The sequence below is a fragment of the Nocardia sp. NPDC004573 genome, assembly GCF_053602135.1.
Map to the genome: position 1 here is coordinate 154271 of NZ_JBSGDA010000005.1, position 23450 is coordinate 177720.

At 68.8% G+C, this 23450-nt stretch carries 14 protein-coding genes and 1 pseudogene; 6 read left to right on the forward strand and 9 right to left on the reverse strand.

What is annotated here, in order from left to right; all coding sequences use genetic code 11:
• Nucleotides 1-303: 303 nt before the first annotated feature.
• The 3 genes from ACWEKR_RS10325 to ACWEKR_RS10335 form a co-directional block, all read right to left on the reverse strand.
• Entirely contained in the window at nucleotides 304-1233 is a 930-nt protein-coding gene (locus ACWEKR_RS10325) for a universal stress protein (RefSeq protein ID WP_452354228.1), read from the reverse strand.
• Nucleotides 1230-1694, reverse strand: coding sequence for a pyridoxamine 5'-phosphate oxidase family protein (locus ACWEKR_RS10330; protein WP_159840527.1), 465 nt, complete (start codon nucleotides 1692-1694; stop codon nucleotides 1230-1232). The genes ACWEKR_RS10325 and ACWEKR_RS10330 overlap by 4 nt, the downstream gene beginning before the upstream one ends.
• Before the next feature lie 173 nt (nucleotides 1695-1867).
• On the reverse strand, nucleotides 1868-3238 hold the full coding sequence (locus ACWEKR_RS10335; RefSeq protein ID WP_452354229.1) for a wax ester/triacylglycerol synthase family O-acyltransferase: 1371 nt from the start codon (nucleotides 3236-3238) through the stop codon (nucleotides 1868-1870).
• A gap of 336 nt (nucleotides 3239-3574) precedes the next feature.
• On the opposite strand from ACWEKR_RS10335, the gene ACWEKR_RS10340 reads away from it, so the two are divergent.
• Nucleotides 3575-4711 carry an NAD(P)/FAD-dependent oxidoreductase gene (locus ACWEKR_RS10340; protein WP_452354230.1) on the forward strand — a complete coding sequence of 379 codons (1137 nt, stop codon included), beginning with the start codon at nucleotides 3575-3577 and terminating at the stop codon, nucleotides 4709-4711.
• On the opposite strand, the gene ACWEKR_RS10345 is transcribed toward ACWEKR_RS10340, so the two are convergent.
• Nucleotides 4701-13802: an amino acid adenylation domain-containing protein gene (locus ACWEKR_RS10345; protein WP_452354231.1), complete on the reverse strand. Its 9102-nt coding sequence runs from the start codon at nucleotides 13800-13802 to the stop codon at nucleotides 4701-4703. The two genes, ACWEKR_RS10340 and ACWEKR_RS10345, sit on opposite strands and share 11 nt — an antisense overlap.
• Before the next feature lie 455 nt (nucleotides 13803-14257).
• On the opposite strand from ACWEKR_RS10345, the gene ACWEKR_RS10350 reads away from it, so the two are divergent.
• Both ACWEKR_RS10350 and ACWEKR_RS10355 read left to right on the forward strand, forming a co-directional pair.
• Nucleotides 14258-15889: an FAD-binding oxidoreductase gene (locus ACWEKR_RS10350; protein WP_452354232.1), complete on the forward strand. Its 1632-nt coding sequence runs from the start codon at nucleotides 14258-14260 to the stop codon at nucleotides 15887-15889.
• Nucleotides 15886-16488, forward strand: coding sequence for a TetR/AcrR family transcriptional regulator (locus ACWEKR_RS10355; RefSeq protein ID WP_452354233.1), 603 nt, complete (start codon nucleotides 15886-15888; stop codon nucleotides 16486-16488). Before ACWEKR_RS10350 ends, ACWEKR_RS10355 begins: the two co-directional genes overlap by 4 nt.
• 15 nt (nucleotides 16489-16503) lie before the next feature.
• On the opposite strand, the gene ACWEKR_RS10360 is transcribed toward ACWEKR_RS10355, so the two are convergent.
• The 3 genes from ACWEKR_RS10360 to ACWEKR_RS10370 all read right to left on the reverse strand — a co-directional run bounded on the left by ACWEKR_RS10360 (nucleotide 16504) and on the right by ACWEKR_RS10370 (nucleotide 18691).
• Nucleotides 16504-16782: a hypothetical protein gene (locus ACWEKR_RS10360; protein WP_452354234.1), complete on the reverse strand. Its 279-nt coding sequence runs from the start codon at nucleotides 16780-16782 to the stop codon at nucleotides 16504-16506.
• Nucleotides 16779-17747 (reverse strand): TIGR03557 family F420-dependent LLM class oxidoreductase, encoded by a 969-nt coding sequence (locus tag ACWEKR_RS10365; protein ID WP_452354235.1) that lies wholly within the window; start codon nucleotides 17745-17747, stop codon nucleotides 16779-16781. The genes ACWEKR_RS10360 and ACWEKR_RS10365 overlap by 4 nt, the downstream gene beginning before the upstream one ends.
• 167 nt (nucleotides 17748-17914) lie before the next feature.
• The gene (locus ACWEKR_RS10370) at nucleotides 17915-18691 is read right to left on the reverse strand and encodes an MHYT domain-containing protein (RefSeq protein ID WP_452354236.1); all 777 of its coding nucleotides are present in this window, start codon (nucleotides 18689-18691) and stop codon (nucleotides 17915-17917) included.
• A gap of 408 nt (nucleotides 18692-19099) precedes the next feature.
• On the opposite strand from ACWEKR_RS10370, the gene ACWEKR_RS10375 reads away from it, so the two are divergent.
• The 3 genes from ACWEKR_RS10375 to ACWEKR_RS10385 all read left to right on the forward strand — a co-directional run bounded on the left by ACWEKR_RS10375 (nucleotide 19100) and on the right by ACWEKR_RS10385 (nucleotide 21578).
• Entirely contained in the window at nucleotides 19100-19567 is a 468-nt protein-coding gene (locus tag ACWEKR_RS10375) for a hypothetical protein (protein WP_452354237.1), read from the forward strand.
• A 261-nt stretch (nucleotides 19568-19828) separates the two neighbouring features.
• Nucleotides 19829-20359: a hypothetical protein gene (locus tag ACWEKR_RS10380; protein ID WP_452354238.1), complete on the forward strand. Its 531-nt coding sequence runs from the start codon at nucleotides 19829-19831 to the stop codon at nucleotides 20357-20359.
• A 97-nt stretch (nucleotides 20360-20456) separates the two neighbouring features.
• The gene (locus ACWEKR_RS10385) at nucleotides 20457-21578 is read left to right on the forward strand and encodes a CapA family protein (protein ID WP_195085315.1); all 1122 of its coding nucleotides are present in this window, start codon (nucleotides 20457-20459) and stop codon (nucleotides 21576-21578) included.
• Here ACWEKR_RS10385 and ACWEKR_RS10390 read toward each other — a convergent pair.
• Together ACWEKR_RS10390 and ACWEKR_RS10395 are read right to left on the reverse strand one after the other, a co-directional pair.
• A pseudogene (locus ACWEKR_RS10390) lies at nucleotides 21559-22230 on the reverse strand (dienelactone hydrolase family protein); the annotation flags it as partial. The gene ACWEKR_RS10385 and the pseudogene ACWEKR_RS10390 sit on opposite strands and share 20 nt — an antisense overlap.
• Nucleotides 22231-22347: 117 nt before the next feature.
• Complete coding sequence (locus tag ACWEKR_RS10395) at nucleotides 22348-23106, reverse strand: hypothetical protein (protein WP_452354239.1); 759 nt, start codon at nucleotides 23104-23106, stop codon at nucleotides 22348-22350.
• Nucleotides 23107-23450: the final 344 nt, after the last annotated feature.

Here is a 23450-nt window from a genome sequence, read left to right on the forward strand (position 1 = left end):
AGGTCGCGAAGGATTCTCGGGACGATGGTTCGGCAAATTCTGCCCGATGTCCAGTGCCCACCACCTGGGACAAATCTCCCTGTCCAGGGGATGCGGAGACGTCCACCGGTCGCTTTTCGCACCCGAAAGTCCCGCTGTTCCGATATCGCACACCCACCGCCGCCGAACCGATGAGGAGGGCAGGCCATCGCCCCTGCGGCACAACGCCGCTGGTGCATGGCGATCCGGCGGCGGTCGCGGCGAGTCGCGCTGGGCAGCCGCTCCCCCTCGGTCATCTGCCCGCCGGTCGGCGGGCGGCATCCGTCACCGTGCGCGCACGACGATCAAAGGCACGTCCACCGAGTGCAACAACGTATTGCTGGTCGACCCGAGCAGCATGCTGGTGAACCCGCCTCGGCCATGACTGCCGACGACCACCAGCTGCGCGTTCGACGATTCGTCCAGCAGGGACCGACCAGGCCGGTCGGCCGTGACGACCCGCCGCACCGCGACCTCCGGATAGCGGTCGACCCACCCGGCGAGGCTGTCGGCCAGCACGGCCTCCGCCGATTCGCGGGCGGTGGCCCACCCCCGGACGGGCGCGTCCAGACCGCTGGCGTCGCTCCACGCGTGCAGCGCGATCACGTCGACTTTTCGCCGCGACGCCTCGTCGAACGCCAGCTCGATGGCAGCCGTACTGTTGTCGGTCCCGTCGACGCCCACCAGCACGGGCAGTTGCGCCGACACGGCGTCGATCGCCGAGATGCCATGGATCACCGCGACCGGGCATCGCGCGTGATGGGTGGTCGCGGTACTCACCGAGCCGAGCAGTCCGCGCTGGAACGCGCCGAGTCCGCGGCTGCCCACCACCAGCATCCGCGCGCGCGAGGACCTTTCGATGAGAGTCGGAATGATCAGCTCGAACGTCATCTCCGTGGTGATGGCGGGTTCGGCGCCCGGCGCGGCCGTGCGCGCCACCCGTGTCGCCTCGGCGAGGATGCGCTCGCCGTCGCTGCGCAACCACTCCAGATCGGCCTCCCCCAATGAGATCCCGGGCCCGGAGCCGGTCGGGATCGCCATCGAAGTGAGGATGTGCAGCGCACGGCCGTGCAGCGCGGCTTCGACTGCCGCCCAGGCGACCGCCTGATACGAGCTGGCCGAGCCGTCGACCGCGGCCAACATCGGAGGTTCGAGATCTGTTGCGTGCGAGAGGTTCTCGGTGTCCATGGGATCCTCGAGGTCTGGCGGCGTCATCGCGCCGCCTGATCTTGCTCGCCGAGCAGCCGGACACCCGTCACGATCGTGGGTTCGATGGCGATGACCGTGTCCATCACCGCATCGGCCCACGGCCGCAGCAGTCGCGTATAGCGCTCCACCCGTTCGGGGTCGGTCACCGTACGGGCGAGGCCGGTCACCACGACCGACCAACCCACGTGAGTCACCGCATCGATGTCGTCGGCCTCGTAGGCGACGACGACGGAGGGATCGGCACGGACGGTGCCGGTGAGCCGCGATGTGACCCGGGTACGCACGATGACCAGCCCGGCGTCCACGAAATGGTTGACCGGACGGATGGCGGGCAGCGCGTCCCGGGTGAAGACGACGCGGCCGTAGGCGACACCGGCCAGTAGCCGCAACGCCTCCTCGCGGTCGATCTCCACCATCGTGCGGGCCGGGACGCCGTTGTCCGCGACACGGCCGTTCGACGCGATCATGATCTCGTACCGCGGCACATCACGCGTGCATCCACTGGGGACGACCTCGCTTTCCGGTCTTCACTCGATACCACGGTTTCCCATATCATCACCGAGTTCTCCTGCCGGACAGAGCAGAAAGTCCCCGATCGGTCCCTGCTACCCGCGGAGCGGGACTCCCGGCCGAGTGATCGTCACGGTTCGCCCACCCCGGGCCGGGACGGTCTGCGGAGGCCGGCACGCTCGCGCAGCCGCCGGATGTCCCGCTCGATTCCCTCGGCGAGCACGGCGATATCAGGGGCGGTGTCGTAATCTCCCGTGATGCCGAATGTCAACTGGTCCGCGTAGCTGAGGACCGCGACGGCGGTGCGCACCCGCATGGCGATCGGCACGGCGGGCAGGATCTCCGATACCGTGCGCCCACGGATGGTCAACCGGTCACGGGGGCCGGGCACGTTCGTCACCAGCGCGCCGACGGTTCGCTGCGGAAAACGCGCCAGCAGACGCAGACTCCACGCCAGCGGCGCGAACGGCAGCAGGCCTGCCACAGCGAGCACCGAATTCTCGGCTTGCGCTGTACCGCCCGACTTGTTCCTGGTCATCCGATCCCTGATCGCGTTCAGCCGCTCCACCGGATCGGCCACATCGATCGGCAGGAACGGCAGCACCGCCGTAACCCGATTGTCCATCAGATACTTCGCCTTGTCGGACCGCATGGAGACCGGGACGAGGATGCGCAGTTTGTCCGGAGCTGTCCGCTCTTCGCGACCGGCCAGCAGGTCGCGATAAGCGCCGGCGACCGAAGCCAGGACGACATCGTTGACCGTGACGCCGAACGTCGTACCGATGTCGTGCACGTCCGACAGGGCCGCCCGTGCCACCGCATACCGGCGCTGGCGGCCGATGGGGCCGTTGAGCGAGGACTCGGCGGCCGGCGAGACCACGGCGGACACCACCGGAGCCAGACCGCGCGTCACCGCGATCACCGACCGTGGCGCGACGACGGGGAGCCGCGTCAGGCCGCGCACCACATCGAGCCACCGCACTCCGGGGCGGCGGCCCTGCGTGTCCGACCCGGCGTGGCCGAGGTCCCCCGTCACGGGATCACAGAGACTGCGGAACACCGATATCCCGGACACGCCGTCCACCAGGCTGTGATGCGCTTTGACGAACAGTGCCCACCGCTCTCCCAGGAGATGTTCGACGACGACGCACTGCCACAGCGGGTGGTCGCGATCGAGCCGCTCCTCCAGTTCCGCCGCCACCAGTTCGCACAACGCTGGGTCGTCCCCCGGTGTGGGCAGGGCGGTCCACCGGATGTGATGCGCGACATCGAAATCCGGGTCGTCCTCCCATACCGGCGTAGCCAGGTCCAGCGGCCACCGCCGCACTTTCTGGCGCAGGCGCGGGTTCTGCTCCGCACTCCTGGCGATCATGTCGCCGAACTCGGGCCTGCCCGGCGGAGCGCCGGAGATGATCGCCACCGCGCCGATCCCGAGGCTGATGTGCCGGTCGGAGTCCTCCAGTTCCATGAAGCCCGAATCGAGAGGCCGTAGTTCTGTCATGGGCACGCTCATTCCGGTGGTCGATGCCCAGCGCTGCGGCCACACGGCCCGGCGAGGTACATCGCGGCACCTCGATCACCTGTTCCTCGGACCCCGCCGTTCCAATGCATCGCCTGCGACCGGCAGGCGCGGCTGGAACGGGGACTCCTCGGTTCGTCTTCTCAGCATCGCGCGAAGTGCCGCCGTAGTTGATGGCCGAAGGTCACCGATCGCAGGGCCCTCCGGCCACGCCGCTCGAGCGTCGGCCCGGCAGGCACAGGGCGGAAACCGCGTCGCACGCGGGCAGGGATGAAGAAGTGCTCGACCCGCCCGCGCCACAGGGTGAAGAATCACCGTATGCGAACCGTACTCGTTCTCGGTGCGGGGTTCGGAGGACTGGAGCTGGCCACCCGTCTGTCGGGTTCGCCGACCGGCGACCTCCGTGTCGTCGTCATCGACCGCAACGACTCCTTCACCTTCGGCTTCGCCAAGTTGGACATCCTGTTCCGAGACGTGCCGCCGGAGGCCGTGCGCGTGCCGTACACCCGTTTCCGCCATCCGCGTGTCGAATTCCGGCAGGAGGAGGTGACCGCGATCGACCCTGGCGCCCGCCGGGTCCGCACCGACCGCGCCGTGTACGACCCGGACATTCTCGTCGTCGCCCTCGGCGCCGACTACGACCCTGGCGCGACCCCCGGGTTCCTCGAAGACGGCTATGAGTACTACTCCATCGACGGCGCCCGCCGATTGCGCGAACGCCTGGCCGGCTTCGACGGCGGTTCGGTGCTCGTCGCGGTGCTGGGCGTGCCGTTCAAGTGCCCGCCCGCGCCGTATGAAGGCGCGATGCTCCTGCACGAGCAGCTGGATCGGCGTGGCATCCGCGACCGCGCCGAGATCCGGTTCGCCAGCCCGATGGAGTCACCGATCCCGGTGTCCCCGGAGACCTCCGCCGCGATCGTCGAAGCGCTGAACCGGCGTGGGATCGGCTACTCCCCCGGGCTGCCGATCCAGGCGCTCGACCCGAGCCGCCATGTGGCGGTCACCCACGGCGGCGATCTGTCCTACGACCTGTTCATCGGAATCCCGAAGCACCGGGTCCCCGCGGTCGTCGAGGCATCGGGGCTCACCGAAGGCGGGACCGACGGCTGGGTCGCCGTCGACCCGCGCACCCTCGCAACGCCGTATCCCGGCGTGTACGCCCTCGGCGACTGCGCCGACGCTCCGGTCCCGCGGGCGGGTGTGTTCGCCGAGGACGCCGCCCGCACGGTCGCCGCAGGCATCGAGGCCGAGCTGCGCGGAGCGGCCCCATCCGAGCGGTACCGCGGCCGGGGCACCTGTCATATCGAGTTCGGTGACGGGCTGGTCGGCAAGGTGGAGGCGGATTTCCTCTCCGGGCCCGCGCCGGCCGCGCCGTTCTCCCCGCCGTCGGCGGAACTGGCCCGGGAGAAGGCAGCGGCCGCCGAGGCCAGGTTGCGGCGCTGGTTCACCGGCTGACCGGCCGCTCCTGGTCCGGCTCGCCCGCACGCCACGCTCGCGTGAGCACGTCGGCTATCTCCGCCAGGCCGGCCGCCGTGGTCATCCGCCAATGCGTGGTGGACACGGCGTGGTTGTGCACGCGGCCGTCGACGACCTCACGCCACAGCGACGCGCCGACACAGCCGGTCGGGTCGTCGAGAGCGGCGGTGAAATAGACGACGTCGCCGCGGTAGACGGGCGGGTCGTAGGCTTCGCGGAGCGCGACCGAGTGCACAGCCGCGTCGAGGATGCGAGTGACGCGGTCGGATCCGAACGAAGCGAAGGGTTCGGGGAGTTCGGTCATCTTCTGCGGCAGCGCGGCCCAGTCCACTTCCGCGACGTTGCCGAGATCGCCGGCTTGCTCACCGAGCAGACCGCCCATGAGTTCGGCCACCGGCACCTGGCCCGCGTCGCCGGGCGGCGTGCCCGGCGGATCCGCCATGTAACTGTCCATCACCGCGAGCAACGCGACTCGCTCGCCCCGACGTTGCAGTTGGACGGCGATCTCGTGCGCGATGACGCCGCCGAAGGACCAGCCGAGTAGATGGTAGGGGCCGGTCGGTTGCTTCGAACGGATCAGCTCGACGTAGTGGTGGGCCCATTCCTCGATCGAACCCGGCATCACCTCGTCGGTAGCCAGCACCGGTGTCTGCAGACCGTAGAGCGGACGCTCCGGATCGAGGTAGGCGGCGAGACCGGCGTACGACCAGGAGATCCCCGAGACCGGGTGAACGCAGAACAGCGGTGCGGCCGAACCCGAGGGGCGCAGCGGCAGCAGCATCTCGAAGGCCGCCTCGGTCTCGACCGCGCCGCTCGCACGACGGGCCAGGTCGGCGACCAGCTGCGCGGGTGTGGGCGCGGTGAACACCCGCATCACCGGGATACGGGTACCGAGCGCGGACGACAGCCGGAGCGTCAGCTTGGCGGCGAGCAGCGAGTTCCCGCCGTGTTCGAAGAAGTTGTCGTCCATGCCGAAGCGCTCGGCGCCGAGCACCGCGGCGAAGGCGTCGGCGACGGTCGCCTCGACGGGCGTGGCCGGCACGCGGAATTCGCGCGCGCGGAATGCCGGCGCGGGCAGTGCCCGACGGTCGAGCTTGCCGTTGGGCGTCAAGGGGAAGGCGTCGAGCACGACGATCGCGGCGGGAACCATGTATCCGGTCAGATACGCGGCGACCTGATCGCGCACTTCGGCCGGGTCGGGCCGCGCGCCGGGCTCCGGTAGCACATAGCCCACGAGCTGATCGCCGAGAGCGGCATCGGTCCGCACCAGCGCGACGGCCTGACGCACGCCCGGACACCGCACCAGCGCCGATTCGATCTCCCCCAGCTCGATCCGGAAGCCGCGCAGCTGCACCTGCTGGTCGCCGCGACCGCAATAGGCGAGCCCGGCGTCACCGCCGAACCGGCTCCAGCGCGCGAGGTCACCCGACCGGTACATCCGGGACCCGGGCGGCCCGAAAGGATCGGCGACGAACCGCGTCGCGGTGAGGCCGGGACGGCCCGCGTAACCGCGCGACAGCTGACCACCCGCGACATAGATCTCACCGGGAGTACCGAACGGCGCCGGTCGCAGGCGGATGTCCAGCACGTGCGTGTCCAGCCCGGGCAGGGCGCGGCCGATCAGGCTGAGCGGAGTGTCCGTCAGGTCCGTGCCGATCTCCAGGAAGGAGACGTGCACGGTGGTCTCCGTGATGCCGTACATGTTGACCAGCCGTGGCGTGCCCTCCGGATGACGCTCGTACCAGCGCCGCAGGTGCCGCAGATCCAGCGCCTCACCACCGAAGATCACGTACCGAAGCGCGAACTCCCCCGGCGCGGCCGAGGCGTCCCGGTCGGCGTCGACGAGTTGGCAGAACGCCGACGGCGTCTGATTCAGCACCGTCACCCGCTCGCGAATCAGCAACTCGCGGAACTGCTCCGGTGATCGCGAGGTCTCGTAGTCGATCACGACGACGGTGCCGCCGGTCACGAGCGCGCACCACAGTTCCCACACCGAGAAGTCGAAGGCGAAGGAGTGGAACAACGTCCAGACGTCACGCTCGCCGAATTCGAACAGGGGCTGCGCCCTGGTGAACAATTCCACCGCATTGCGGTGCGTCACTCCGACACCCTTGGGCACGCCGGTGGAGCCCGATGTGTAGATGACGTAGGCGAGGTTGTCCGCAAGCAGGGGCGCCATGCGCTCGGCGTCGGTCAGCGGATCGTCGGTGAATTCCGCCGTCTGCTCCAGCACAACCGTGGGCAAGCCCGTCTCCGGAAGAGCGGACTGCTCGTCAGCGGTGGTCAGCACACACACCGGCGCCGCGTCGGTGAGAACGAAGGCCAGCCGCTGCGCCGGGTAGGTCAGGTCGATCGGCAGATACGCGGCGCCGGCCGTGAGCACGCCGAGCAGTGCGGCGGGCAGTTCTTCGGTGCGTGGCACCGCCACGGCCACAATGGTTTCCGGCCCCGCCCCGGCTGCGATCAGGGCGCGGGCGATGCGATTCGCGCGCCGCTGCAACGCGCCGAAACTCACTGCGGCGGCGCCGCACCGGACGGCCGTCGCCTCCGGCCTGCGGCGCGCCTGCTCGCCGATCAGCTGCGGTAGCGTCGGCGCGGACTCGTCCCGAGTTTCGTGCGATCGCGTGACAGCCGGGCAGCTTTCGTCTTCATCGAGGACATCGATATCCCAGACCCGCACCGAGGGGTCCTCCGCGACCGCGGACACGATGCGCTCGAACCGGCGAGCGAAGGAGCGGACGGTCGATTCGTCGAAGAGTTCGGTGGCGTAGGTGAAGCTCATTGCCATCTCGGTCCGGCCGTCGTCACCGAGCCGGGGCTCGACGACCACGTGCAGATCGAATTTCGCCGCGGTCGCGCCGTTGTCGACCGCGGTGACCGTCAGGTCGGGCAGTTCCAGGGTGGGCTGCTCGATGTTCTGGAACGACAGCATCACCGGGAAGAGTGGGTTGTGCGCCCCGCTGCGGGCGGGGGCGGCCTCCTCGACCACCCGCTCGAACGGCACGTCGCCGTTGGCGAACGCCGAGAGCGCCACTTCCCTGGTCCGGCCGACGAGGTCGCGGAACGTGGCGGCAGGGTCGACCTCGACGCGCAGAGCCAACGTGTTGACGAACATCCCGACCAGGTCGTCCAGCGCGCGTTCGCCGCGCCCGGCGACCGGGGTGCCGATCACGACGTCCGTGGCGCCGCACAGGCGCCCGATCAGTGTGGCGAGCGCCGCGTGCACGACCATGAACAGCGTCGCGTTGTGGTCGCGCGCGATCCGGCTCAGCTGCTCGTGGATCCGCGCCGGGATCGGATGGCCGATAGACGCGCCACAGGAGGATACGCTCGACGGTCGCGGTCGATCGGTCGGCAACTCCAGCGGCCCCGACAGCCCGGCCAGCTGGTTGCGCCAATACGACAGCTGTTGCGCCGCAACCGAATCGGAATGATCATCGGGGCCGATGGCGGCGTGCTGCCAGATCGCGAAGTCGGCGTATTGCACCGGCAGACGTGGCCAGTCCGGCGCGCCACCGCCGAGACGCGCCGTGTAGGCGGTCACCAGGTCGCGCGCCAGCGGCGCGAGCGACGATCCGTCCGCCGCGATGTGGTGGGTCACGATGACGAGCAGATGGTCGCGACCCGAAGTGAACAGCCGCACCCGGATGGGCGCGGCCGTGGTCACGTCGAAACCCGCGGACATCAGCACGTTCACCAGGTCCGCGACGTCGGCGACGCCGGGCTCGACCGCGATGCCGTCGGGGAGAACCGCGTCCGTCGGAAGGATCTCCTGGTACGGCTGTCCCTCGGCGTCGACCGGGTACCGGGTGCGCAGCACCTCGTGCCGTTCGATCACGTCGGCGACCGCCTGACGCAGCGCGGGTAGGTCCAGGGCACCGCTCAACCGGACGGCGAAAGGCATGTTGTACGCGGGCGAGTCCGGCTCGATGCGGTTGAGCAACCACATGCGCTGCTGGGCGAGCGAAAGCGGAATGCGCTCCGGCCGCCGCGACCGCGTCAACGGCGGACGAGTGGTACCCGTCCCGCCGGCGGCCACTCGCGCGGCGAGCGCGGAGACGAGCGGCGCCTCGAAGAGGTCGCGCACGCCGACCTGCGAGCCCAGCGCCTCGTTGACCCGCGCGACGGTTCGGGTGGCGAGCAGCGAATTGCCGCCGAGGGCGAAGAAATCGTCATCGATGCCGACTCGCTCGACGCCGAGCAACTCGGCGAAAACTCGAGCCACGGCCTGTTCGGCGGGGTTGCGAGCAGCCCGGAACGCCCTGGCCTCGATCACCGGCGCGGGCAGTGCTCTGCGATCGAGTTTGCCGCTCGCGTTCAGCGGCAGCGCCGAGAGCTCCACCAGCGCGGACGGGATCATGTACGAGGGCAGCACCGCCGAGATCCCGGCCATGAGTTCGGCACGGTCGACGGCCTGGCCGGGCCGCGGGACCACGTAGGCCGCCAGCCGATCTCCCGATGCCGAGGCGACCACCGCGGCGACGGCTTGGCTCACCGACGGCTGCGCGAGCAGCGCGGTCTCGATCTCCCCGAGTTCGATGCGCTGGCCGCGGAACTTCACCTGGAAATCGGTACGCCCGAGATATTCCAGTCGCTGCGGCTCGCCATCGGCGGGCACGCGCCACAAGGCCAGGTCGCCCGTGCGGTACATCCTTGTGCCGTTGTCGAACGGGTTGGCGACGAAACGACCGGCGGTCAATGCGGCCTGCCGCACGTATCCACGGGCGAGTTGATCTCCGGCCAGGTACAACTCGCCGGGCACACCGGCCGCGACCGGTTGTAACCGCGAATCCAGGACGTAGACCTGGGTGTTCCATTGCGGCCGCCCGATGGGCACCGTCACCGAGTCGCCTGTTCCAGCGGGCTGGTAGGTGACCGATACCGCGGCTTCGGTGGGTCCGTAGAGGTTGTGCACGTGTGCGCCGGTGACCGCTCGGACCGCGCGTACGGTCTCCGGCGGCAGCGCTTCCCCGATGACGAACAGATCGCGCAGTGTCGCGAGGCTTCCGGCCGTCGCGTGCGCGGCGAACGCGGTCAACATCGAAGGCACGAAATCGGTGACGGTGACACCGTGCGCGGCGATGGCCGAGGCGAGGTAGGCCGCGTCACGATGCCCGTCGGGTTCGGCGACGACCAGTTTCGCGCCCGACCGCAGCGGCATGAGATAGCCCCACAACGAGACGTCGAAGGTGGTGGCGGTCTTCTGCAGGTAGGCATCCCCCGGCCCCATGGGGTATCGGGCGAGCATCCACTCGATCTGGTTGTCGATCGCCTTGTGCGAGACCACCACGCCTTTCGGGCGCCCGGTCGAACCCGACGTGAAGATCACGTACGCGGGGTGTTCGGGATGCACCTTTCGCAGCAGTTCGTCCGAGCGGATCGGCGCGCCCGAGCGCCGATCGACGCCGAGCGCCTCCACGTGCAGGACGGTGACATGGTCGGGCACCGGTACTTCGTCGGCGAAGGTGGTGAGCACACAGACGGGCCGGGCGACCTCGAGAACGTGCGCGATTCGTTCGGCGGGATGTTCGGGGTCCAGCGGTACGTACGCGCCGCCGGCGGTGAGAATCGCGTACATGCCGACCACCAGGTCCAGCGAACGCCGGATCGCCAGTCCCACCAGCGTTTCCGCGCCGACGCCGTGATCGATGAGCACCCGGGCGAGCCGGTTGACCCGCTCGTCGAACTCACGGTAGGTCAGCTGCTGGTCCCCGAAGACGACCGCGGCATCGTCCGGATGACGCGCCACCGCACGCCGGTACCCGTCCAGCACCAGTCCCGCCGGGAGCGGGTGCCGGGTGTCGTTCCAATGCGCCAGAATCGCGGTGCGCTCCGCGGCGTCCAGCAGGTCGATCTCCCCTACCGCGCGATCCGCCGCATCGGCCACGGTCGCGAGGATGCCGCACAGCCGCCGGGCGAAGCCCGACACCGTGGCCTCGTCGAACAGGTCGGTGGAGTAGGTGAACGCCGCCGAGATGCCCAGCGGTGTCCGCTCGTCCTCGTGCGGCACCATGGTCAGCTCGAGATCGAATTTCGCCAGCGGCAGGGCGAAATCCAGCGCGGAGACGCGCAGTGCGGGCAATTCCAGTGTCGCGGGCGCGAAGTTCTGGAACGTCAGCATGGTCTGGAACAGCGGGTGATGCGCACTCGAACGCACCGGGTCCAGCAGTTCCACCAGGCGTTCGAACGGCACGTCGGCATGGCCGAACGCTTCGATGTCCCGGCTGCGCACCTGCGCGAGCAGTTCGGCGAAACTGTGGCCGGGGTCGACGTCGGTCCGCAGCGCGAGGGTGTTGACGAACATGCCGATCAGGCCGTCCACCGCGGCCTCGCCGCGTCCGGCCACCGGTGCGCCCACGGTGATGTCGCGGGTGTTGGACAACCGCGCCAGCAATACGGCGTACGCGGCGTGCGCGACCATGAACAGCGTCGCGTCGGTTCGGTGCGCCAGCCGGTTCAGCGCCGCGTGCACCGTCGCGTCGATCTTGAACTCGTGCACGGCGCCGCGACCGGAGAACACCGCGGGGCGCGGCCGGTCGGCCGGTAGGTCCAGCCTTTCCGGTAGGTCGGCCAGCCGTTCGCGCCAGAATTCGAGTTGTCGCGCGAAGATCGAGTCCCGATCGTGCTCCGCGCCCAGCATGTCGCGCTGCCACAGCGTGTAGTCCGCGTACTGGAAGGGCAAGGGTTTCCAGGCGGGCGCGCGGCCTGCGGCCCTGGCCGCGTACGCCGTCATCAGGTCTGCGGTCAGCGGGCCCATGGAGGAGCCGTCCGCGGCGATGTGCTGGACCACGCCCACCAGCACGTGCTCGGTCTCGCTCGAGCGCAGCAGACGCAACCGGACCGGCGGCGCCGCCGTGACGTCGAAACCCTCGACCACCGTGGCGACCGTGCGCTCGCGGATTTCGGCTTCGGTGACGTCGAGCACCGGCAGTTCCGGTACCGCCCCGGGCTCCGAGAGCGCGTGCACCCGTTGGCTGCCCGTCCCCTCGTGCTCCGGATAGCTGGTCCGCAGCACCTCGTGCCGCACGACGAGATCCCGGATCGCGGCCCGCAGCGCATCCACGTCGAGCTGTCCGCTCAGCCGCACCGCCAGCGGAATGTTGTTGCTCGCTGCGGCCTGATCGAATCGGTTCAGAAACCACATCCGCCGCTGCGCGAACGACAGCGGCACCCGATCCGGTCGCGGCATCGGTCGCGGTGCGGGATGGCCGAGGTGAGTCTGCTCGTTCAGGCGTTCGGCCAGTTTCGCCACCACCGACGCCTCGAACAGCAGAGCGACGGGAACCCGCACGCCCAGGGCGGCGCCCAGCCGCGCGGCCGCCTGCGTCGCGATCAGCGAATTGCCGCCGAGTTCGAAGAAGTCGTCGTTCGCCCCCACCCGGCCCGAGCCGCCCGGCGGCAGGAGCAGTGCGGCGAAGATGTCGGCGACCACCTGCTCGGTGGGTGTGGCGGGGGCGAGGAACTGCCGGGTGGTGAGCACCGGCTCCGGCAACGCGGCGCGATCGAGCTTGCCCACCGGCGTCAGCGGCAGTTCGTCGAGCACCGTGATCGCGGCCGGAATCATGTAAGCCGGAAGGGATTTCGCCAGGAAATCGGCGAGTTCCGCGGTGTCGAGCGCCACCCGGACGCTTCCGTCGGTGGTGGGTGCCGTTCGTGGCAGCACGTAGGACACCAGCGCGGCGCCGCCGGAGGGCAGTGTCGTACCGAGCGTCACGGCATAGTCGACGTCCGGGTGGCTGGTCAGCGCGTTGTCGATCTCGCCGAGCTCGATCCGCAGCCCCCGGATCTTGACCTGGAAATCCACCCGCCCGTGGTGTTCGAGCACGCCCGCCGAGGTCCGACGGACCAGGTCTCCGGTTCGGTACATGCGGGCGCCGGGCACCGCCGCGAACGGATTGGCCACAAATCTGTCGGCGGTCGGCCCGGGGCGTCCGAGGTACCCCTGAGCCAGCGCCGGTCCGGATAGATACAGCTCCCCGACCACGCCGGTGGGCACCATCCGCAACCGGGCATCGAGGACATGGACGCCCAGCGCCGGTACCGGAGTGCCGATATGGGTCGCTCCGCCCGCGGACAACGCCTCGGTGCCGGTGGCGAAGATGGTGGTCTCGGTGGGTCCGTAGACGATGTAGAAGCAGCGGTCGCCGCTCGCCCACCGCGCGGCCAGTTCCGGTCCTACCCGTTCACCGCCGCACAGGATGGCCCGCAAGTCGCCGAGACCGGCCGGCTCGATCGATTCCAGCGCCCCCGGCGTGATGCACAGATGCGTCACCCGCTCGCGTCGCAGCAGCTCGGCGAGTTCGGCGCCGCCGAACACCGTCTGCGGCGCGACGATCAGCGTCGCGCCCGCCGAGAAGGCGAGCAGCATCTCGATCACCGAGAAGTCGAAGCTCGGTGTGCACAGATGCGAGACGCGCGACTCCCGCCGCACCGCCCGGGCGGCGATCTCGTGCTCCACCAAGCTCGCGAGCCCCGCATGCGTCACGGCCACGCCCTTCGGCTTGCCCGTCGAGCCGGACGTATAGATCACGTAGGCGAGGTGCTGTTCGGTGAGCGGACGTAGCCGGTCCAGATAACAGACGGCGTGTCCGGGCTCGGCGGCGACCTTCTCCTGGTGCGCCGCGGAGTCGAGTTCGATCCATCGCACGCCGAGCGGGGCGAGTGCGCCCACGTGCGCCGAGGTGGTGAGCCCGACGATCGCGCCGGTATCCGCGATCATGTGCGCGATTCGATCCGGCGGATAGGAAGGGTCGACGGGCACGTAGACGGCGCCGGTCTTCGCGACCGCCCACACCGCCAGCACCGACTCGATCGACCGGGTGATGGCGACCGCGACGAAGTCCCCGGGACCCACCCCGAACCCGATCAGATAGCGCGCCCATCGCGAGGACTCCTCGTCCAGTTCCCGGTAGCTGAGCTCCCGCTGATCCGCTGGATCGCCGGTGGGATTGTACCGGACCGCCGGGGAGTCGAACGCCGCGTCGACCGCGGCCGTGAGCAGTTGGGGGAAAAGGAGATTGCGTGCCCGTGAATGCTGGGTGCGACGTGCGGAACGGCGTGTCGGGGTCATGCGGCGGCGGGTTCACTCTCTGGTCGATCATTGTCCGCCCTGGCGATGGAGCCAGAAGCAGTGCCTCAAATGCGTGAACCATGACCCGAGCGTGCAGACGGACCTTAGCGAACGCCGCATCGATAGTCGCAACGAGGCTGGGACGGCTCACAGGAGTACCCCGGCCCCAATTGGGCTACGACATGGTGTGATGCGAAGAACAATCATTTGTTCGCACAAATTGATGTGATGAAAGTCACGACAAGTGGCGCGCTGCCGGCACCTGCCGCGACCGGCTCCCAGCCAGGCTGAGCGAACGGGATCCGACTGACCGACCGACGCCCGTCGCCCGCGAGCGAAGAGCTACCGTGCCGGCGCCGGCGCGCGCGGCCGAGCAGCATCGCCCCCCAACGGCCAATTGATCCTGAGGTAATTTACTCTCCAGTCAATTAACTTCGTGGGAATGGAGCCATGTGATGGCGACGAGGTCCTGGTGGGGATGGGGCAACCGGGAAGACGCGGTGACCGGCACCGAGCGAGCCGCCCTCACGAAACGCGTAGCGGCTCTGCTCCCGGACGCCGAGTTGACCGTGCACGAAGCGCCGGAGCTGACGTCGTTGCGCGTGCCCGCGCCGCGTGTCCAGGTACCCGATGCACTGGCTGGGCTGGCTTCCGACGACCTCGGCGACCGTGTCGCGCACGGTCACGGGCAGGCGTTCCGCGACGTGGTGCGGGCGCTGCTGGGGCGTCTCGACCACGTCCCCGACCAGGTGCTGCGGCCACGTACCGAGCAGGACGTGGTCGACATCCTGGACTGGTGCGCGAGCGCGGGGGTCGCCGTGGTGCCGTTCGGCGGCGGAACGTCGGTGGTGGGTGGGGTGGAACCACGGTGCGCCGACGCCTACGCCGGAGCCGTGTCGCTGGACACGAGCCGCATGAACCGGATCCTCGAACTCGACCGCACCAGCCGGGCCGCACGGATCCAGGCGGGCATCCTCGGCCCGGCACTGGAAGCCGCGTTGCGGCCGGAGGGCTTGACGCTGCGGCACTTTCCGCAATCGTTCGAGTTCTCCACGCTCGGCGGGTGGCTGGCCACCCGAGCGGGCGGGCACTACGCGACCGTCTACACCCACATCGACGACATGGCCGAATCGCTACGGGTGGTCACGCCCGTCGGCATCAGCGAATCACGCAGGCTGCCCGCGTCGGGCGCGGGGCCCTCGCCGGATCGGATGTTCCTCGGGTCGGAGGGCGTACTCGGCGTCATCACCGAGGCGTGGATGCGCTTGCAAGACCGTCCGCGCTGGCGGGCAGGCGCATCGGTGCTGTTCGACGACTACGACGCGGCGGTGGCCGCCACCCGCGCCATCGCCCAGTCGGCTCTGTTTCCCGCCAACTGCCGGTTGCTCGATCCGGTGGAGGCGTTCCTCAACGCGGGCACCGGCGCGCCAGGCGGAGTGCTGGTTCTAGGATTCGAGTCCGCGGACCATCCGGTGGACGAACCGATGCGCCGGGCCGTGCAGATCTGCCGCGAGCACGGCGGCACGATCCCGGACGGCGTTCGCGCCACCGACTCGGCGGAAGACCCGGCGCGCGCGGGCGCAGCCGACGCGTGGCGGTCGTCGTTCCTGCGTATGCCGTATCAACGGGATGCGCTCGCGGCCCAATCCATGATCGTGGAGACCTTCGAAACCGCCTGCACCTGGGATCGTTTCGACGCTCTGCGTGCGGCCGTGCAGGCGGCGACCACGGCCGCGTTCCGATCCGCCGGTGTCACCGGGGTGCTGACCTGCCGGTTCACCCATGTCTATCCGGACGGCCCCGCGCCCTATTTCGGCATCTACGCTGCGGGCAGCTGGGGACGAACGGTCGAGCAGTGGGACGAGATCAAGGCCGCCGTATCCGAAGCGCTGCACGGCAACGGCGCAACCATCACCCACCATCATGCCGTCGGCCGCGACCACCGCCCTTGGTACGACCGACAGCGACCCGAACCCTTCGCCACGGCGCTGCGGGCGGCCAAATCGGCGCTCGATCCCGCCGGAATCCTCAATCCCGGGGTGCTGCTCGACCCGATCGTCCCGCCGCCCGTACGGCAGGCCCGATGAGCAGGCCGGGCACCAAGGGTGTGCCGCGAGAGCGGCGGGAGGAGCAGATCCTCGACATCGCCACCTGCGAGTTCGGCGAGCGCGGCTACGCAAAGGCTTCCGTGGCCGAGATCGCCACGGCCGCAGGTGTTTCCAAACCGCTCGTGTACGCCTACTTCGGTTCCCGCGACGGACTGCACGCGGCCTGCGTGCACCGCGCCGGGAAGAGTCTGATCGACGCGGTGGCAGCGGCTCGGTTCGCGCAGGGCGCGCACGACCGGGCGCTCGCGACACTGACCGGCATCTTCCGCGCACTCGACGGGCGCACGCAGAACTGGAAGATCATCTATGACGCTACCCTGCCACGGTCGAGTGCGGCCCATTCGGTGGCTCGGGAGTATCAGAATGCCCTCAACGGCATGGGCGCGGCGGGCGTATCGCAGGTGCTGGCCGATGCCGGCATCTGCGACGACGACGATCACTCCTTGCTGCTGGCACTGTGGTTCAGCATCGTGTCCACCACCATCTCCTGGTGGAGCGACCATCCCGGTCACACGCCCGACCAGATGACCGCACGCTGCCTGCGGCTGTTCACCACGATCCGCGCAACGACCGTCTGACGCGTCGGGCGGTGGTCACCACGTGTCCCAGTGCAGGACCTCAGCCCGATCGATGCGTTTCGCGGGCCGGAAGTCGGTGCCGAGGGTGAACGCCAGCGGGATGAACGCCGCCGGCATGACCTTCTCGTAAGGCACGCCGAGCGCGGTGGCGAGTTCCCGCTCGAGTGGTGCGTGCGCCGTGGTCCAGACCGTGCCGACCCCGGGCGCGGGCGGCGAGCATGAAACTCCAGGGATAGCCGGCGGTTGCCCGAGCGTTCCCGCGCAAGCTGTCTCGCGCGTGCCGTTCCCGTTCATGTGCTCGGCGCCAGAGCGCGCAGTGGCTCGTCGAGTTCCCGCCGGTAGAAGTCGAGGAAGCCGTCCGGGTCCGGGCCCGCGTTCTGCATCACGAGATGATCGAAGCCGGCGTCGGTGTACTGCTTGGCGGCGTCGAGGTAGCGGGCCGGATCCGGGCCGCAGGCGAAGTTGTCCAGGATGTCCTCCAGGCGGACGGTAGTGGTAGCCGCCGCGAAATTGACCGGATTCGGCAGCTCGCTCATCACCTTCCACCCCGTGACCGCCCAACGCGTCGTATCCAGCGCCGCCTTCGCGGCCGTCTCCTCGTCCGGCGCCCACGCCATCCCGACCTCCGCGTAGCGCGGGCCCGTGCCCCCCTCCGCGCGGTAGCGCTCGACGATCTCCGAGTTCGGTTCGGTGGCGAACAGGCCGTCACCGAGCTCGGCGGCAATGCGGGCCGCCTGCAGGCCGCCCCCGGCGACGGCGATCGGCGGCAGCGCCTCGGGCAGATCGAAAACGCGCGCCTCGGAGATGGTCAGGAACTCACCGTCGTAGGACTGGTAGCCGCCACGCCAGAGCAAACGGATGATCTCGAGCGCTTCGCGCAGCATCCGTTGGCGGATCCGCACCGGCGGGAACTCGCGGCCGACGACATGCTCGTTGAGACGCTCCCCCGACCCGACACCGAGGGTGAAACGATTGTCGGACAAGATCGCGAGCGTCGCCGCCGCCTGCGCGATGATCGCGGGGTGGTAGCGCAGGATGGGACAGGTCACTCCGGTCGCGAGTGCGATCCGATCGGTCTTCGCCGCGATGGCTCCGAGCACGCTCCAAGCGAACGGGGAATGGCCCTGATTGTCCAGCCAGGGATGGAAGTGATCGCTGATCTCGACGAAGTCGAAACCGGACTCCTCCGCTCGAATCGCTTGACGGACAAGCTCGTTCGGGCCGAATGCCTCGGCCGCCAGTTTGTACCCGATGCGCATCGCCACCTCCTGGCTCGGTTGGAGGGCCGGTCACCTCACGAACCGGCTCTTGGCGCGCGTACCCGGCATCCGGCGGCGAAAACTCCGCGTCGACCGCGCAGCCCGGGGCTGCGGGTCATCCGGACCCGCGCCGCACCGTGCCGCGGCCCGGATGCCGAGCAGTCGCCTCACTCACGAGTCGGCCAATAGCTGGCGGCGTGGCGGCCCTGCGGAACGTAGGTGTTCTCGTCCTCCACCTCCGTGACGCCGAGATGGAGCAAGAGCAGCACGGTCACCAGGCTGATGCTCACGATCAGCGGAGTCAGCAACTGCGTCGCGCCGGCCCCCGAGGGTGCGTGCATGTGCTCGGCTTCGTGCACACGCATCGCGAACATGCCCGTGTAATGCATTCCCGACACCGCGACGCCCATGACCAGCGCCGCCGCGACGGTGACGAGCGTGCCGCGGACGTGCAGCGTGAACCACAACGCCGCGGTCGCCGCCACGACGGCGATCACCATCGACAGCGCGACGATCCGTCCGTCGTAGCTGATCGACGCATCGGATTTCATGGCGTACATGCCCGCGTAGTGCATGGCGCCGACGCCGAGACCGGTGATCCCGCCCCCTGCGAAGAGGCCCACCATACCCAGCGCCCGCTGATGCGCGATCCGCAATCCGATCCACACCACCGCGATGGCGATCAGCGCGCTGATCAAGGTGATCGGAACGTCGTAGCGGATGGATGCGCCCTCGATCGCGAAACCGAGCATCGCGATGAAGTGCATGACCCAGACACCGGTGCCTCCGATCGCGACCGCCGCGGCCAGCAGCCACCCGTCGCGGGCGGAACCGGTCCGAGATCTGGCCATGCACCGCAGTCCTAGCAATGAACCGGTGAACGACATGACATAGGCGACGATGGGTGTGAGCCACCCGTGGCTGAAATGATCGATTTCCAGCACGCGACACTCCCTCGCTGGATAGATTCGGCGTGTCGATCGGACGACGACCGAATCTCACATAGTGAAACTGCAGGTAGGTAGTTTAGAGTACTACTATCCTCTTTAAAATCATAGGATGAGTCTCGTGTAGCGGGAAATGCGCTGGCAGCGAAGTGAAACACATGCCCTTCGGTCAGCTCGGGGCTCTTCGAGAACGTCGTGCCTCGACAGCTAGCAGCTGGCTTCCCTATCGCGCCGACGGTGCGCGGACGCGCCCTCGACCAGGAGCGGACAAGGGGCATGCAACGCGCAGGTGGGGCCCAGCGGCTTCACGTTCAACCAGTTCCTTGTCGACGCCGGGGAACCGTTGCTCTTCCACACCGGCATGCGCGCGCTTTCCCTGTCGTCTCCGCGGAGATCGCGCGGATCATGCCGGTGGAGCGGTTGCGGCGGATCACATTCGGACATGTGGAAGCGGACGAATACAGGGCGATGAATCTCTTCCTCGCCGCCGTACCGCGGGCGCAGGTGGCCCACGGTCTGGTCGGCTGCCTGGTCTCGATCGGTGATCTGGCCGACCGGCAGCCACGCCGGTTGGCCGACGGTGAGGTGATCACCCTCGGCGGCCGCCGGGTGCGACATCTGGACACGCCGCACAATCGGGAAGCGCGGGTGCTCTACGAGGAGACGACCGGAGTCCTGTTCTGCGGTGACTTGATGACCCGGCTCGGCACTGGGCCGGCGCTCACCTCCTCGGATCTGGTACAGCAGGCGGAAGTCGCGGCGGCGGCACCAGTTCTCGTATTCGCGTGCACGTGCAAACGTGTTTTCGGTACCACCGCAGACTTTTTCAACCGGAGGAGGCGGGCACAATCACAGTTAACGCCGCCGGTGTGACACTGCGGCGATTCTGGTGCGACGCTGCGGGCGAGACGGCGCGCCGCGGAAAGAGCTTCCGCGACAGGGAATGCGCTGGAACGTTGTCCGGGTACCGAACGAACCGGACGATCCAGACGCTCGCTCCGCGGCCTCCGCGGCGGCGGCACAACCCGATGGCGACGGCGAACGAACGCCCGAAACACCGCACTCCACGACTTCTGGCGAACTTCCAGCGTTTCTTCGTATGTCTCACCCGGATAACGGCGTATGGTTCGCGCTATGACGACAGCGACGTCGATCGATATCGGAGCCGAACACCTCGCCTGCTGGGTCACCGTCGTCGGGCAACGGCTACACCAGTTGCCCCCAGCAAACCCGAACGTCCTGCTCGCCCACGCCATGAGCGGGTTCATCGCGATCGGGCGAGCCAGCATGGCCCTGCTGACCACGTCCGCGAATCCCACCGATATCCGAGACCACGATCTCGTCTTCGAGATCACGGCCGACGCGGAACGGTGGCTCACCGATGCGGCGACCGAATCGATCGTCAACCGGGTCACCGATCGCGGGGAGCACATTCAGCGCTATCTGAGTCCCGCCGCGCTCGATACCGTGGCCAAGGCCCGCCTGCGGCGCTGTGCGCAGGCAACCGCGATCCACACCCGCGATCTGCTGGCCGGGATCGACGCCGACCCGACCGCGTCGGAGGAGATCCGCGACCTCGCGAAGGATCTGGCCGCCCGGGCGAACATCATCGCCACCGTCTATGCCGACGACCCGCAACAGCTGCTTCCGATGTCCAGCAGGTGAGGAAAGGGGGTCGGCACAGGACCTGTGCCGAGCCGACGGCCGCGCGCCGACGACCACCCGTAGAAGTCGACGAGAGCGCGTTCACATCGGCCCCGCGATGGCCGACAATGGTGATATGCCGACGGTGCTGCTGGGCGGCGACGTCATGCTGGGGCGGGGTGTGGACCAGATTCTGCCGCATCCCGGCGATCCGAGGCTGCGCGAACGATACGTCAACGACGCGCGAACCTACGTCGAGCTGGCCGAACGCGCGTACGGCGAGTTCACCCATCCCGTCGGTTACCGGCACCTATGGGGTGACGTGCTGCCGATTCTGACCCAGATCGCCCCCGAGGTGCGGTTGCTCAACCTGGAGACGTCGATCACCGCCGGCGGCGCGTTCGCTCCCGCGAAGGGCATCCATTACCGGATGCACCCCGACAACGTGCCCGCGTTGACCGCGATCGCGCCGGTCGTCTGCGCACTGGCCAACAATCACGTCCTCGATTTCGGGATCGCCGGTTTGGCGGACACGCTGGCGGCGCTCGACGCCGCTCACATCGATCGCGCCGGCGCCGGCGCGGATCTGGCGGGCGCCCGCGCTCCGGCCACCGTGGAACTCGCCGATGGGCGCCGCGTGGTGATCGTCTCGGTCGCCGCGGGCTCGAGCGGCGTTCCGGAATCCTGGTCGGCCCGGCGCAACCGGCCCGGGCTGTGGCGAGTGGGTTACTCCCCCGACGCGGCGGCGGCCGAGGACGTCGCGGCCGAGGTGGCCGCCCACAAACGCGACAACGACATCGGCATCGTTTCCGTGCACTGGGGGCCGAACTGGGGCTATGAGGTCGCGCGAACCGAAACGCGGTTCGCGCATCGATTGATCGAGGCCGGAGTGGACGTGGTGCACGGGCATTCCGCGCATCATCCGCGTCCGATCGAGATCTACCGCGGCAAGCCGATCCTGTACGGATGCGGCGACGTCATCGACGACTACGAGGGCATCCGCGGCCACGAGCGATACCACGCCGATCTGCATCCGCTGTATCTGGTCTCATTGGAGCCCGGCTCGGCGGAGGTCCGGCTGATCCCGCTGCGGGTGCGGCACATGCGGCTGGAATGGGCTCCCCGCAGTGAATCCCGCTGGCTGTGCGAGAAGATCCAGGACATCAGCCGCGGCTTCGGCACTCTCGTCGCGCCTCGGCCCGGCGATCTGCCGGTGGTGTTCAATGCAGCACGACGGTGAGATGGCGGTGGAACCATTGGACCGCCAGGTCGGCGACTTGCTCGAGCGCACCGGCTTCCTCGAACAGATGGGTCGCTCCGGGGATTGTGTCCAGTTCACTCGGACATGGCATCCGTAGCTGGGCCTCACGGTTGACCTCCAGCACCCACCGGTCGTTACCACCCACGATGAGCAGTGTCGGGGCGCGCACCGAACCCAATCGCGCACCGGCCAGATCCGGTCGGCCGCCCCGGGAGACGACCGCCGCGATCTCGGTGCCGGGTTCGGTCGCCGCCCACAGCGCGGCCCCCGCGCCGGTGCTCGCCCCGAAGTATCCCGTCGGCACGCCGTCGAGTTCCGGCCGCGTCCGCAGCCAGTGCGTCACCTCGACAAGGCGGTGAGCGAGCAGCGGGATGTCGAACACGCGAGCCCGGTCTCCCTCTTCCTCTGCGGTCAGCAGGTCGACCAGCATCGTCGCGAACCCCGCCCGGTTGAGAACCTCGGCGACGAACCGGTTGCGCGGGCTGTGCCTGCCACTGCCACTGCCATGCGCGAAGGCGATCAACGCGGTGCGGTCCGGTGGGACAGCCAGCACCCCGGCCAGCCGGGCGTATTCCGACGGCACGATGACCTCTTCGGTCCGCGTCGGGGACCGATGTGCGGACGGCATCGAACACCTCCTGCTATCCGGCGTACCCGAGAGCCCAGTGGTGCGCAAGGGGTTCGCGGGGCGGATCGTCGCATGCCCACGGCGTCAGCGGAGATCGGACCGCCGGGCGTCGCCGAACGGTCAGTCGGCGTCTTCGGATTCGGCAGGCCGCTTCGTCGTCACGATGCGGATGCCCCCCGGTAGGCGGAACAGACCGCTGGATCGGTTGCGGATCCACTGGGTGACGGCGGCGATCGCGGAGCCCAGCGATGTCACGCCGGCCAGCAGCGACCACGGCGTGAGCGTCGCGGACGTGTACGCGACCTGACCGATGCCGGGCACGACGAGTCTGCCATTGCCGAACGCCCAGTTCATCAAGGATCCGATCTGTCCGCCGAGATCCGATTTGCGTCCGACCATCGCCTTCAGCTCGGGGCCCTTGCTGTTGATGTAGAGCACGGTGATCACCACGAGCACCGCCCCCGCCAACGTGGCCAGCGTGGCCAGCCGATCGAGCGCCTCGATGCGCAGACGCAGGTTCACCACGACCGAGAAAACGACGACGATGATCGCGGCACTGGCGAGCAGTGCCCAGAAGCCGGTGACCCGCGCACCGGGCGGTGCCGACCGCGACCAGATGTTGAGGAATCGCGTGGTGATCTCCATGCGGCCGAACGCGTTGGTGCTGACCTTGCCGTCCGCCCCTGCGGCGGTGAGCCACGGCTGGAACAGCAGCACCAGCGTCACCAGGCTGCCCACCGCCGCCCACACGTAGCCCCAATGCCCGCGCAGCGCGACCAGAATCGCCTTGGCCGGTACGGCGCCGCTTTTCGCCTCCTCGGGCTGGTCGGATCGGCCGTCTCGAGCTTCGTCCGACTGCCACGGCGTTGGCTGCACCATTGCCTCAGTTTAAGGTCGCGTCACTGCCCGAATTCGGACCTGACTCACCGTCTGTGGGAAGTGCACGATGCACTGGCCGTCGGGTCTTCGGGCATCGCCCGGCGTAACCGCCGGGGCCCGTGCGCGCTCGCTTCAGCGACGTAACGATCATCGTTACCGACCCCCGCTCCTTCTTCGCCGCAATCAATTCGCCGGTGCAGCCGCGGTAACGGCGGCGAGTCGTATACCCCGACGCAGCGCAGTCGCCGTATAGAGTTCGTCCGCAGCGGGCGAAGATTTCCGATTGCTTCGGAAGAGCACAATTCGGGCAAGGTGCGGGGAGTAAAGAGTCTTCAGGTTTGTTT

What these genes read in the sequence shown, in the direction of transcription:
- ACWEKR_RS10380 (WP_452354238.1), top strand. Translation starts at nt 19,829, where the DNA reads ATGACGACAGCGACGTCGATCGATATCGGAGCCGAACACCTCGCCTGC.
- ACWEKR_RS10345 (WP_452354231.1), bottom strand. Translation starts at nt 13,802, where the DNA reads ATGACCCCGACACGCCGTTCCGCACGTCGCACCCAGCATTCACGGGCA.
- ACWEKR_RS10340 (WP_452354230.1), top strand. Translation starts at nt 3,575, where the DNA reads ATGCGAACCGTACTCGTTCTCGGTGCGGGGTTCGGAGGACTGGAGCTG.
- ACWEKR_RS10395 (WP_452354239.1), bottom strand. Translation starts at nt 23,106, where the DNA reads ATGGTGCAGCCAACGCCGTGGCAGTCGGACGAAGCTCGAGACGGCCGA.
- ACWEKR_RS10385 (WP_195085315.1), top strand. Translation starts at nt 20,457, where the DNA reads ATGGCCGACAATGGTGATATGCCGACGGTGCTGCTGGGCGGCGACGTC.
- ACWEKR_RS10330 (WP_159840527.1), bottom strand. Translation starts at nt 1,694, where the DNA reads ATGATCGCGTCGAACGGCCGTGTCGCGGACAACGGCGTCCCGGCCCGC.
- ACWEKR_RS10325 (WP_452354228.1), bottom strand. Translation starts at nt 1,233, where the DNA reads ATGACGCCGCCAGACCTCGAGGATCCCATGGACACCGAGAACCTCTCG.
- ACWEKR_RS10360 (WP_452354234.1), bottom strand. Translation starts at nt 16,782, where the DNA reads ATGAACGGGAACGGCACGCGCGAGACAGCTTGCGCGGGAACGCTCGGG.
- ACWEKR_RS10365 (WP_452354235.1), bottom strand. Translation starts at nt 17,747, where the DNA reads ATGCGCATCGGGTACAAACTGGCGGCCGAGGCATTCGGCCCGAACGAG.
- ACWEKR_RS10355 (WP_452354233.1), top strand. Translation starts at nt 15,886, where the DNA reads ATGAGCAGGCCGGGCACCAAGGGTGTGCCGCGAGAGCGGCGGGAGGAG.
- ACWEKR_RS10350 (WP_452354232.1), top strand. Translation starts at nt 14,258, where the DNA reads ATGGCGACGAGGTCCTGGTGGGGATGGGGCAACCGGGAAGACGCGGTG.
- ACWEKR_RS10335 (WP_452354229.1), bottom strand. Translation starts at nt 3,238, where the DNA reads ATGACAGAACTACGGCCTCTCGATTCGGGCTTCATGGAACTGGAGGAC.
- ACWEKR_RS10375 (WP_452354237.1), top strand. Translation starts at nt 19,100, where the DNA reads ATGCCGGTGGAGCGGTTGCGGCGGATCACATTCGGACATGTGGAAGCG.